The organism is Lysobacter sp. ESA13C (assembly GCF_019970005.1).
GTDB lineage: Bacteria > Pseudomonadota > Gammaproteobacteria > Xanthomonadales > Xanthomonadaceae > Lysobacter > Lysobacter antibioticus_B.
This window is the reverse complement of sequence record NZ_JAHXYK010000015.1, coordinates 82508-94783: the sequence shown is the minus strand read 5'-3', so window position 1 is coordinate 94783 and position 12276 is coordinate 82508. Positions and strand designations below refer to the sequence as shown.

Genomic DNA, 12276 nt, shown 5'->3' with positions numbered 1-12276 from the left:
GTCGGCATTGTGCGATCAGTGCCGACTATTGCCGGAGCATTACTTCGCCGGACGCTGATCCGCCGTCTCGTCGCGCTGACCGCGGAACTCGGAATCCTCGCTCCAGTTCGGCCAGCGACGGGAGTTGGCGAGGTCGTTGCCGAGGGTGTAGAGGATCTGCAGGTCGCGGGCGATGCCGCCGAAGGTCCAGCTGGCCTCCCACTCGTCGGCCGGCTGGTGGTAGCGGTCGCGGGTGTAGGTCTCTTCGGCCGCCTTGCCGGCGGCGGTGCCGCCCTCGACCTTGTCTTCGCCCGAGCCGAACGAGATCGCCGGGACGCCGCGCTTGGCGAAGGGGAAGTGATCGGAACGGAAGAAGTGTCCGGCCTCGGGCTTCGGGTCGGTGACGTAGTTGAGATTCCAGCGCTGGCCGGTGGCGATCAACTCGTCGAGCAGCTCCTGCTTGGCGCTGCCGGAGGTGGTGAAGTCGCGCGAGACGCCGCCCGGATCGAAGGCGTCCATGTTGATCACGGCGACGGTCTTGGCCAGCGGGTACAGCGGCTTGGAGGAGTAGTACTCCGAACCGAGCAGACCCTTCTCTTCGGCGGTCACGGCGAGGAACACCACCGAACGCTGCGGGCGCTTGCCCTTGGCGAAGGCGCGGCCGAGTTCGATCAGCGAGGCGATGCCGGTGGCGTTGTCGACGGCGCCGTTGTAGATCGTGTCGCCCTTGGCGTCGGGCGCGCCGACGCCGAGGTGATCCCAGTGCGCACTGTAGATGACGGTCTCGTCGGACTTCTTGCTGCCGTCGACGCGGCCGACGATGTTCTGCGAGGTGATGACTTCGCTCTTCACCGCGTAGTTGGCCGACAGGGTCACGCCCTTCAGCACGACCGGCTTGAAGTCGCGCGTCTGCGCCTGCTTCTTGAGTTTGTCGAAGTCGAGGCCGGCGCTCTTGAACAGGCTCACGGCGAGGTCGCGCTGGATCCAGCCTTCCATGGTCGGGTGAGCGCTGCCGGGCTCGTCGCGGACCACGTCGAACATGGTGTTGGTGTTGGAGTTCTTGACCGTGGCCCAGCCGTAGGATGCCGGCGCGGTCTCGTGCACGATCAGCAGGCCGACGGCGCCGCGGCGCGCGGCTTCCTCGAACTTATAGGTCCAGCGACCGTAGTAGGTCATGGCCTTGCCGCCGAACTCGCCTTCGCCCGTCTCGAAATCCGGGTCGTTGATCAACACGACCGCGATCTTGCCCTTGAGGTCGACGTTTTTGAAATCGTCCCAGTTCCGCTCGGGCGCGGTGACGCCATAGCCGGCGAACACCAGCGGCGCGTTCTTGATCGCCACGGCCTTGGAGCCGTCGAGCGCGGCGCGCACGGCGATCTCGTTGCCCTGGGTCAGGGCGCGGGCCTTCTTCTTCACCGTGACCGACAGCTTCGGCGTGCCCTCGATGTCCGAGCGCAGCAGCGGCACGGCCTGGGTCCACAAGCGCTTGTTGCCCTGCGGGTCGCCGCCGGGCTGCACGCCGGCCGCCTTGAGCTGGGCGACCACGTAGTCGATGGTCTTGGTCTCGCCGGCGGTGGCCGGGCCGCGGCCTTCGAACTCGTCGGAGGACAGCACCTTCACCTCTTCCGACAGGCGCTTGGCGTCGAAGGTCGGCGCTTTCGGCGGCTTGGGGGCTTTGGCGGGCTTGGCGGCGATGGCCGGCAGCGAAAGGACGGCGGCGCAGAGCACCGCCAGCGGTGTGGCGATTGGCAACTTCATGGAGGGGCCCTCGGATGGTCCGGCCGATACTAGCCAGGAGGGCGTGATGGGTCCATCGGCCATTGGGCATCTTGCGGCCTGGATCGGACAGGCCGCCGTCCGACGGGTAGGAGCGGCGCGAACCGCGACCGTGGGCGACCAAGCGCGAAGCGGGCCATGATTCGCGTCGCACCGGCAGCGCTCGAATCGGCGTGGGAATCGGCTTGGCGTGGGTCGCGGCTTACGCCGCTCCTACAGGGGCCGCACCGGCATTTTGCAGGAACGGCGTAAGCCGCGACCGCGCAGCGTGACGACGCTACGAAGGCCGGGATTCACTCGATACTCGCAATGCAGCCCCCGCCCTCGAGCGATCGCGATCGCGATCGCAGCCTCGCCTACGGCAGCGCCAACACCAACTTCCCGAACTCGGCCACCGCCGGCGTGCAGCCGCCCGGGCGGCGCAGCAGGACGAACTGGGCCAGCGGCAGCGGCGGCAGGCCGTATTCGCCGTCGACGATGCGCATGCCGGGCACGACGTCGTCTTCCACCATCACGGTGATCCCCAGGCCCGCCGAGATCGCCGCGTTCAAGCCTTGCTGGCTCGGCGATGTGAACATGACATGCCACTCGACCGCGGTGCCGTCGAGCGCGGAAACGCCGACCTGCCGATTGATGCACGGCGAAGGGAAGAATGCGAACGGCAGCGAGCGGCCGGCGGCGATGTCGAAGCTGTCGGATGCGACCCAGACGAAACGCGTGCGCCGCAGCACCGTGTCGGCGTCGTCGCCGGGCAAGGCGATGACCACGGCGAGATCGAGTTCGTCGGCATCGACCATCTGCCGCAGGTCCATGCTCATGCTCACGCTGACGTCCATGCGCACGTTCGGGAATGCGCGGGTGAACTGGCACAGCAGGTTGGGCAGGCGGTCGCCGATGAAGTTTTCCGGCACGCCGAAACGCACCGCACCGGTGATCGGCGAAGGCTGGAAGCGCCGCGACAGGGCATCGAGCGATTGCAGAATCTGTTCGGCGTGACGCAGGAAGTCTTCGCCGTCTTCGGTCAGGGTCAATCGACGGGTGGTGCGATGGAGCAGTGCGCGGCCGACGTGCTCCTCCAGGCGCCGGATCTGATGGCTGACCGCGGATTGAGTCAGATGCAGGCGTTCGGCGGCGCGGGTGAAACCGCCGGCATCGTTGACCGCGATGAAGGTGCGCAGCAAGGTCGGATCGAAGTCCATGGCCGCCAGGGCTCGGCCGATTCATGACGGCCTTTAATTGATTCTACAAAATTAAATCATTTCCCTCATGAGTCCGGCTCGACCAGAATGAGCGCCATCGCATCCGGCGAGGCGGTCGCGGCGGCCGGCCCGCTGTAACGCTTTCGATTCCCGCGAACGCGTTGGCTCGCCGCGAAGCCGTCGCTCGCCGCACCGCTCCACCCCACCGCCCCCATCACGCGACGCCGCGCGGCATCGCGGCGCGTCCGCTCGCGCCGACGTTTCGGCGCTGCGCTTCGCCTTCGATCGGTCTATCCCCATCCACCTTCGAGCGCGCCGCAATGAGTCTGCCGTCATGAGCCTGTCCCGATCCGCCAAGAACCGCCTCGCCCTCGCAGCGGTCAGCCTGGCCGCACTGATGTTCGGCCTGGAAATCTCCAGCGTGCCGGTGATCCTGCCGACGCTGGAACGCCAACTGCACGGCGATCTGCGCGACATGCAGTGGGTGATGAACGCCTACACCCTCGCCTGCACCACCGTGTTGATGGCGGCGGGCACCTTGGCCGATCGCTACGGGCGGCGGCGCGTGTTCGTGATCAGCGTGATCGCGTTCGGCCTGACCTCGCTGCTGTGCGGCCTCGCCGAGAGCATGCCGGTGTTGATCGGCGGACGCTTTCTGCAGGGCCTGGCCGGCGGCGCGATGCTGACCAGCCAGTTCGCGATCCTCTCGCACCAGTTCCGCGACGGCCGCGAGCGCAGCCGCGCGTTCGCGGTGTTCGGCATCGTATTCGGGTTCGGCCTGGGTTTCGGCCCCATCATCGGCGGCGCGATCGTCGCGCTGTCGAACTGGCACTGGGTGTTCCTGGTGCACGCGCCGCTGGCGCTGCTGACCTGGTCGATGATCGCAGCAGGCGCGGAGGAATCGCGCGAGGCGCAGTCGCACCGGTTGGACATCGGCGGCTTGTCGACCTTGTCGTTGGCCGTGTTGGGACTGACTTACTACATCACCCAGGCGCCGGAGTCGGGCTATGCCGATCCGATCCTGTTGGGCGTGCTCGCGTTCGCCGCATCGAGCCTGATCGCGTTCGCGTGGGTGGAAAAGCGCCATCCGCACCCGATGTTCGATTTCGGCGTGTTCCGCATCCGCGAGTTTTCCGGGGCGATCATGGGCTCGATCGGCATGAACTTCAGCTTCTGGCCGTTCATGATTTATCTGCCGATCTACTTCCAGAGCGCACTGGGCTACGACACGGTGACTGCCGGCCTGGCCTTGCTGGCGTACACGCTGCCGACCTTGGCGATGCCGCCGCTGGCCGAGCGCTGGTCGGCGCGTTATCGGCCGGCCTGGATCATTCCGCTGGGGCTGTTGGCGATCGGCCTGGGCTTCATCGCGATGCGCTACGGCAGCGCGGTGGACGGGGCGAGCTGGATGACCATGCTGCCGGGCGCGCTGTTGGCCGGCTGCGGCCTGGGCCTGACCAATACGCCGGTCAGCAACACCACCACCGCCTCGGTGCCGGCGTCGCGCACCGGCATGGCCTCGGGCATCGACATGAGCGCGCGCCTGATCACCTTGGCGATCAACATCGCCCTGATGGGCTTGATCCTGGTCGCCGGCATCGCCGCGCATCTGCGCTCGGTATACGGCCCGATGCTGGGTGCGGCGCTCGACGGCGCGCAGCTGCGGGCCCTGGCCGGACGCGTGGCGGCCGGCGATGTCGGCGCGCTGGGCGGCCTGGCACTGTCGGGCGATGCGCAGACGGTGGCGCGCGAGGCCCTGGTTCACGGCTTCGGTTGGGTGCTGTGGTATGGCGGCATCGGCGTGTGCGTGCTCGCCGCACTGAGCCTGATCATTTTCGCGCCCATGCGCAGGGCCGGCGCGCAAGCGGCGCAGGCCCCGGCCTGCGGCGGCTAGCCGGCGAAGCGCGGCCGCTGCATCAATAGAACGCGATGCCAGGCCGCAGCGCGAACTGGAAGATCAGCAACTGTGCGATCACCAGCGACAGCACACCCGCGATCGAGGACGCGGGCTCGGCCTGTCCTATGCGCCGTGGCTGGGCGCACCAGGCATAGGCCTGCAACCAGAACACGCCGATCACGAACTCGGCGACCGGCACGATCGCGACCTGGTCGAGGCTGCCGGGCACTCGCATCGCCACGATCAGCGGCAAGGCAAGCAGCGCCGGCAAGGTGGCCATGCGGAACATGAAGCCGCAGCGCCGCCCCGGCGTGGCGACCTCGGCCGGATCGCGCGCCAGCGCCAGCAAAGGCGCGGCGAAGCGGATCGCGATGGCGGCGATGACGACCAGCGCGATCAGGCCGGCGACCAGCTTGGTGGTATCGGCCCATTGCAGATAGCCGAAGGCCATGCCGACGTCGTTCTGCGGCAGGACCGCGCCGACCACCACCTGCGGCAGGGACTGGAAAAACCCATGGAAGGCCATCCAGATCGCGAACAGCCGCGCGGTCTCGGTGCGCGGAGGGCGCAGCTTGAGCCAGGCCACGAAGCCCAATGCGGTCAACAAGATCGCCAAGGCACCGGTGCCCTGGAACAGGTGGGCGAGCGGGTTGTCGCCGGTCCAGTTGTGATTGTTGTGGTACAGCGTCGCCCGCAATCCCGGGGTCAAGGCCTTGGGCACGACCAGGAACAATTCCTGGATGAAGAAGATCAGACTGAAACTCAACGCGTACAACAGGCTGGAATGAAGCGTGCGCTGCCAGCGCCATGGACCGCTCGCTGCCGCTGCGGACGCGACCGAACGGCTGCGCCACACACCGATCGCCCCGAACAGGATCGGAGCGGCGACGATGACGGTCAGCGAGGCGATGAGGATCAGTTGGGCGTAAGGATTCATGCGGCAGACTCCGGTACCAGTCGCTGTAGATGCGCGGGATATGCGATCGGTTGCAGATGAACAGGCCTAAGGCATCGAACGCGGGCCCTGGCGATCCAAGCATCACTCGCTGAAGCGCGCTCTGTAGCCCTTGGGGCGACGTCCTGCCCACCCCGCACATCGCCGGGGTAGCAGCGGCACGAGCCGCGACCGCCATGCATCGACCTCGCAGCGCAATATTCGCAATTCCGTCACAGGCCATCGGCGAAATCGTTCGATGCCGCCTCGCTCCCTGCCGCCGCCGCAAGAAAATCTTGTACCAGCCCTTAGAAAACTTCGTTTGTCGGCACCGATCAGGCTTCCAATAATCGGTGACCCACAGGAGACCCCCTATGCATCGACGCGACTTCCTGCAGTGCGCCAGCGGCCTGCTGCTGACCGCCGGCCTCGGCCCCCATCTGAACGCATTCGCCAAGACTGCGGCCACGGCGCCGACCAGCCATTGGAGCGCGCAGTTGCGCGTACTCGAAAAGAACAGCGGCGGGCGCCTCGGCGTCGGCATGCTCGACACCGGCAGCGGCCAGTATTTCGATTGGCGCGGCCGCGAACGCTTCCCAATGTGCAGCACCTTCAAGTTCCTGCTGGCCGCGGCGGTGCTGCGCGAGGTCGAACGCGGCAAGTTCGATCTGGAAAAGAAAATGCCCATCGCCAAGAGCGACCTGATCGCCTACTCGCCGGTGACCGAGCCGCTGGCCGGTTCCAGCGCCAGCGTCGCCCAGCTGTGCGAGGCGACCATGACGCTGAGCGACAACACCGCAGCGAATCTGCTGTTGCCCTTGGTCGGCGGCCCCGCCGGCTTGACCGCGTTCCTGCGCAGCATCGGCGACCCGACCACACGCCTGGACCGTAAGGAGCCGGAGCTCAACAGCGCCATCCCGGGCGACCCGCGCGACACCACCTCGCCGCTGGCGATGGTCGCGACCATGCGCAAGCTGTTGCTGCAGGACGGATTGAAGCCAGCTTCGCGGCAACAGCTCACCGCCTGGCTGGTCGCCAACCGCACCGGCGACAAGCGCCTGCGCGCCGGGGTGCCGAAGGGTTCGCGCGTCGGCGACAAGACCGGCACCGCCGACACCACCAGCAACGATCTGGCGATCATTTGGCTGCCGGAACGCGCGCCGATCCTGCTCACCTGTTATCTGACCGGCTCCACGCTCGACGGCCCCGGACGCGATGCGATCCACGCCGCGGTCGCTCGCCTGGTATTCAGCCCGGTCGAGCCGAGATAAACCCGTCGGCGCGACCCGATCGCCCGCCGCCGCGCCGTTCGGCGCGATGGTGGGCGATCAAATGCAGAGTCGGTCAGGCGCTGGCCTGCCAATGCGCGCGCAGTTCTTCGTTGAACTCCGCCCAACGCTCTTCCGGAAAGAAGATCCGCGCGCCGTCGAACTCCACGCGCTTGCGGGTGCCGGGAATCGCATCGGCCAACCACTGCGACCATTTCGTCGGGAAGAACACGTCGTCGTTGCCCCAGGCGATTAAGGTCGGCGCCTGCAGACGCTTGAGCTGGCTCTCGATGGCGAGGGTGTGCGCATTATCGAATGCGGCGAGGAAACGCTGCAGATCGCGGGTACGCTGTTCGCTGCGCACCAGGGGCCGCAGATAGGTTTCGATGCTCTCGTCCGACAAGGACTGCGGGTCCTCATAGGCCAGGCCCAGGGCCTGCGGCGAACGGTACACGCTCTTGTCGTCCAACATGGCGTTGAGCGTATCGCCGAGCCCGCCGCCGGCTGCCATCGCCAGGAACGGCTTGAACGCTTCCGGCGGCCAGTTGTCGTGGGTATCGCAATTGGTCAGGGCGAAGCTGCGCACGCGCTGCGGATGCAGGGCGGCGAAGATCTGCGCAATACCGCCGCCGCTGTCGTTGCCGACCAAGTCGACCCGATCGATGCCCAGGGCGTCGAGGAATTCGGCGAGCATCCGCGCATTGGCGGTGACCGACACGTCCTGGCCGGGCGCGATCTCGGTATCGCCGTGCGCCAACAGGTCGACGGCGATGCAGCGTCGCCGGTCGGACAAATGCGCGAGCTGGTGCCGCCACAGGTGGCCGTTGAGCAACACGCCGTGGACGAACAGCGCGACCGGGCCGGCGCCTTGCTCGCGGTAAGCGATGCGGCCCGATGGGGTCTGCACGCTGGCCTGGGTGGGGGAGGAAACGTTGCCGTCCATGATCAACCTTGATTCGGCGCAGCGGCGGAGCCGTAGGCTTCTTTGAGCTTGCGTGCGCAATCGTCGCAGCAGACTTCCACCGCCTTGCCGCCGATCTTGACCTGGTAGGAATTCTCGTCGAGCGGGCAATCGCAGGCCGCGCAGGTTTTTTCCGTCATGACAGCTTCTCCGAATCGCCCGAACGCCGGGCAGGTTCAGTAGGCCACGGGTGCCGGAAGGCCGCTGTCGGAATCTTTAGCGATTTGCCGCACCCGCTTGCCGAGCCCTTAGCGCTGCAGGGCCGATTGGCGGAATTCGGTCGGACTGCGGCCGTAGGCCTGCTGGAACGCCGCGCTGAAATGGCTGTGGCTGGAGAAACCCAGTTCCAGGCTCAGCTGGGTCAAGTCGTCGTATTGCGCCAGCAGGTCCAGCGCGCGCGCCAGGCGCAGGCGCAGTTGGTAGCGATACAGCGGCAAACCTTCGACCTGCTTGAACACCTGGGTCAGGTACACCGGCGACACCCCGACCTCGGCGGCGATCTCATCCAACGCCCAGCGCCGCGACAGATCGCTGGCGAGGACCAGCTTGGTGCGATCGACCAGGCGCTGCCGGCCGAGACTGGCGCCGGCCGCGTGCGAAGTGCGCGGCCCGAGCGAGCGCTGGACCAGGGTCAGGGCCAGGCTTTCGGCCTCCAGCGACTCGGCGATGCTCTCGCGCAGGCTGTGGCGCAGCATCGCGACCAGCGCCTGCGCGCGCGGATCGATGCGCAAACGCGGCTGCCGGAACGCCAGCGCCGCGCCTGCGCGCAACAAGGCCGGCGGCGCCAGCTCGCGCAGCATCACCTCGTCGACCCGCACCGCCAGGCTGGCGTCGCCGCCGGGCACCGGATGGACGATGCGGCCGTCCTCGCCGGCATTGAAGAACAAGACCTGCCCGGCCTCGGCCACCGCCGCATCCTCGCCGACCTGGCGCACGTACAGGCCGCGGTAGGGAAACATCAGGTGGGTGGCGCCCACGCAATCCTCGGCATGCGCATGCTCGTCGGTGCCGGGGCAGCACAAGTCCCAGACCGCGACGGTCGGCGTCTTCAGCAAGGGCGCTACGGTGAATTCGGACATGCCTGCGTCGTGATCCCGCCGGGAATCGATCCTCGCGCCCAACTTTTGGCTTCGTGGCGCGGATCGAGGCCGGTCAGGATAACGCCCGCAGCGGGCGAACAGGCTTCAGCGCGGGAATTCGATCACCGTGTTCGAGCCCGGCTGCTCGCCCTTGCGCTCGGCGACGAAACCTTCGGCAAGCGGTTGCCAGGGCTCCTTGCCGAGCCGGTCGAGGCGCTCGTAGCGTCCGAGCACGCGGAAGCCGCTCAGGCCGTAGGGCAGGCCTTCCGACGACAAGGGCGTGATGCCGTCGGCGACGTGGAAGTGCAGATGCGGCCCGGTCGCATCGCCGGTGAAGCCGAGCGCGGCGATGGTCTGGCCGCGGCGCACGCTATCGCCCACGCGCACTTTGAGGCTGCCCGGCTTCAGGTGTTCGTAAGCGACGTGGCGGCCGTCGGCCAGCGCCAGCACGACGTAGTTGCCGGGCGCTTCGTCGAAATCGTGTTTGGGGTTGGCGGAAACGCGTGCGGCCTCGACGGCGGCGTCGCGCACCGCCGCGACTCGCGCATCGGCCACCGCGAGCACCTCGGCGCCGTAACCCAGGTTGCTCGTCACCAGATCGGGGTCGCCGATGATGGTCTTCCCGGAGGGGTCGACCTTCACCCAGTCGACCGCATGCCGGCCCGGCAGCCGCGCGCGCCCGTCCATCGTGTAGAACACGCGCCGATGGCCGCGCGGCCAATCCGGCGAATGGATCGCGACCCAGGGGCCGCCGCGCAGGGGCGGCCCGAGCAATACCGGCGCAGGCTGGCCGACCTCGACAAGCGCGCCTTCGACCGAGTTCGCCGTCGCCGCGGCGAGCCTGCGGAAGCCCAGCGCATGCCGCAGCTTGCGCGGCGCGCGCGTGCCGACGTCGAGTTCGAGATAGATCACCCCGCGCTCGCCCGGCCGCAAGGCCGCCAGGCTGGCGCCGGGGCGACCGATGACGCGGGAACGGTCGCTGAGATCCTTGCCGGCGAAACGCTGGATCACCGCGCCGCTGGCATCGTCGATCACGCGCAGCTCGTCCACCGCCAGTTCCGCTTCGTTGAAGCTGGTCAGGTGCAGTTCGTAATACAGCCGTTGCCGCCCTTCCTGGGTCACCGGTGTCGGCGCCTGCGGAACGGCCAGATCGAAGGAATCGACCAGGGCCGCATTCGCGGCGCGCGTGGTTGCCGGCAACGCCAGCAGGGAAGACAGCGCAAGGCAAAGGGCGAGCGGTCGCAACATCGCAGGGAGTCCTGTCGAAAGCATGGGCGGTAGCGCTCGCACAGGCGGTAGCCGGTCGACGCGAGCGCAATGATCGAAGTCGCGACGCAGACGGCTGCTGCGCATCCGTCGTGTCGCGCGACCGGCATCATCCCATGCCGGATCGGCCCGCATGGGCATGACTCTCGACCTAGATTTGTACGCGTTGTGTTCGCGAGGAGGCGTGCCCTACCAGAGAACGCGCTTCGTCATCGGTCGCATTCGCCTCGCCGGCATCGCTTGCACAGCACGCCGTGGTTCGCGGTCGCGGCTTGCGCCGCTCCTACCCTAAAAGCATTTGCCGTTGCCGTTGCCGTGCCGTAAAGCTTGGCGTAGCGCCGAGCTCGCGAGAACGCCTAGAGACCCGGAGGGCGGCGCACAGGACGTGCGCCGTTTTCCGATAAGACAAGGATGTCCTATCGAAAAATCCCGGCGACCGCTGCAAACTCGCAGGGGAGCTTCGTCGAGGAAAGCCCTTTTCTTTGGTTAGCTTTGACCGAAGGGAATCCAGACGGACTTTTGGGCTTAGCAAAAGAAAGTAACCCGGCCGCTTTAGCGGACGGAAGCTCTAGATTTTGCTGTACAGCTCTGCGGTAAGAAGCACCGTAGCGGGAAGTGCCACAGTCGCGGCTCACGCCGCTCCTGCCCTGGCTCAGCGAGCAGCCGCAGGCAGGTCGAGCTTGTAGACCTCCGGCCCGATCGCAAACACGCTGGTGCCCTTCGCGTCGCGCACGATGCGGAACTTGTTGCTGGTGGCGCCGAAGCGGCCGGGCGTCCAGGTCTTGCCGCCGTCGCGGGTCTCGAAGCCGTTCGGCGTGGCGCCGACCCAGCCATGCAGTTCGTCGACGAAGCCGACACCGAATTCCCGGACCTTGTGATCGGCGACCAACGGCAGCTCGCTCCAGGTCTCGCCGCCGTCGACGGTCTTGGCCACGTAGCGTTGCACCACCGCGGTGTCGGGGTCGTAGTTCTGCACGGTGACGTAACCGACCTGCTCCGACGGGAACGACATCTTCCAGGTGATCTCGTACGGGCGCCGGCTCTCGTACACCGCGTGCCAGCTGCGTCCGCCATCGCGGGTCTTGAGAATGCGCGCATGCGACTGGGCGACATCGGAATGGCTGGCGCCTGCGATGAAGCCGACTTGTTCGTTGACGAACTTGACGTCGAGGATCATCGCCGTGTGCGCGCTCATGTCCACCGAGGTCCAGGTGCGCCCGAGATCGCGCGAGGTCGCCAGGAACGCCGGCCCGCCGACACGGCCGCCGGCGCGCAGGGTCGTGCGCCGGTCGAGCACGCCGGCGTTGATGTATTCGCTGTGCAGGACGTCGATCGCGCAGATGCCGACCGGCGCCGGGCCGTCGATGCGTTCGACCGGTGCCCAGCTCGCGCCGCCGTCGGTGGTGCGGTACAGCGGCAAGGGATCGGTCGCGCCCGGGAACGAATCCGGACCGATGTTGCCGAGAATGCCGACGTCGGCGTCGACGAAACCGAGCGCGCGCACGAAGGTGCCGGGCTGCTCCCACTGTTGGGTCCAGGTCTCGCCGCCATCGCGGGTCCGGTAAACCAGGCCCTTACCGTTGCCGTACCAGCCGGTCGAACGATCGACGAAATAAATGTCGTCCTGCTTGCGCGCGAACGCTTCGGTGTTCAAACGCCGCCAGGCCGGGGCAGTGTCCGGCGCGGCTGCCTTGGGTTGCGTTGCCGTGACCGCCGGCACGACGTCGGCCTGGACCGTGTTCTGGCAGAGGGTCAATAACAACGCAGCCGCCAGCGCCGTACGCAGGCGGGCGATTTCGATTCCGGACATCGCAAAGATCCTGTTCGCTGAGTGGACGCACGCCCCCCCGGCGCGGCGTCGGACGCCAAGTCTATCGATCGTCCTGCGCGAGTCGAGCCTGGCGACGACCGTGTCGA

General features: G+C 67.3%; 10 protein-coding genes. 2 read left to right on the top strand and 8 right to left on the bottom strand.

Annotated elements, in window-relative coordinates; all coding sequences use genetic code 11:
• Positions 1 to 39 precede the first annotated feature (39 nt).
• On the bottom strand, positions 40 to 1737 hold the full coding sequence (locus LC490_RS23110) for a M28 family metallopeptidase (RefSeq protein WP_223621754.1): 1698 nt from the start codon (positions 1735 to 1737) through the stop codon (positions 40 to 42).
• Positions 1738 to 2111: 374 nt separating this feature from the next.
• Positions 2112 to 2954, bottom strand: coding sequence for a LysR family transcriptional regulator (locus tag LC490_RS23105; protein WP_223621753.1), 843 nt, complete (start codon positions 2952 to 2954; stop codon positions 2112 to 2114).
• Positions 2955 to 3288: 334 nt separating this feature from the next.
• Here LC490_RS23105 and LC490_RS23100 point away from each other — a divergent pair, with 334 nt between their 5' ends.
• Positions 3289 to 4848: an MFS transporter gene (locus LC490_RS23100; protein ID WP_031372021.1), complete on the top strand. Its 1560-nt coding sequence runs from the start codon at positions 3289 to 3291 to the stop codon at positions 4846 to 4848.
• A 22-nt stretch (positions 4849 to 4870) separates the two neighbouring features.
• Here LC490_RS23100 and LC490_RS23095 read toward each other — a convergent pair whose 3' ends face one another.
• Positions 4871 to 5788, bottom strand: coding sequence for a hypothetical protein (locus LC490_RS23095; protein WP_223621752.1), 918 nt, complete (start codon positions 5786 to 5788; stop codon positions 4871 to 4873).
• Positions 5789 to 6159: 371 nt separating this feature from the next.
• Here LC490_RS23095 and bla point away from each other — a divergent pair, with 371 nt between their 5' ends.
• The gene (bla, locus tag LC490_RS23090) at positions 6160 to 7056 is read left to right on the top strand and encodes a class A beta-lactamase (protein ID WP_223621751.1); all 897 of its coding nucleotides are present in this window, start codon (positions 6160 to 6162) and stop codon (positions 7054 to 7056) included.
• Positions 7057 to 7129: 73 nt separating this feature from the next.
• Here the strand turns inward: bla and LC490_RS23085 are convergent, their stop codons facing one another.
• The 5 genes from LC490_RS23085 to LC490_RS23065 all read right to left on the bottom strand — a co-directional run bounded on the left by LC490_RS23085 (position 7130) and on the right by LC490_RS23065 (position 12169).
• Positions 7130 to 7996: an alpha/beta hydrolase gene (locus LC490_RS23085; protein ID WP_223621750.1), complete on the bottom strand. Its 867-nt coding sequence runs from the start codon at positions 7994 to 7996 to the stop codon at positions 7130 to 7132.
• Between the two features lie 2 nt (positions 7997 to 7998).
• On the bottom strand, positions 7999 to 8154 hold the full coding sequence (locus tag LC490_RS23080) for a hypothetical protein (protein ID WP_162835523.1): 156 nt from the start codon (positions 8152 to 8154) through the stop codon (positions 7999 to 8001).
• Positions 8155 to 8262: 108 nt separating this feature from the next.
• On the bottom strand, positions 8263 to 9093 hold the full coding sequence (locus LC490_RS23075) for an AraC family transcriptional regulator (protein WP_223621749.1): 831 nt from the start codon (positions 9091 to 9093) through the stop codon (positions 8263 to 8265).
• A gap of 105 nt (positions 9094 to 9198) precedes the next feature.
• Positions 9199 to 10341 carry a M23 family metallopeptidase gene (locus LC490_RS23070; RefSeq protein ID WP_223621748.1) on the bottom strand — a complete coding sequence of 381 codons (1143 nt, stop codon included), beginning with the start codon at positions 10339 to 10341 and terminating at the stop codon, positions 9199 to 9201.
• 670 nt (positions 10342 to 11011) lie between these two features.
• Positions 11012 to 12169, bottom strand: coding sequence for a hypothetical protein (locus LC490_RS23065; RefSeq protein WP_223621747.1), 1158 nt, complete (start codon positions 12167 to 12169; stop codon positions 11012 to 11014).
• Positions 12170 to 12276 lie beyond the last annotated feature (107 nt).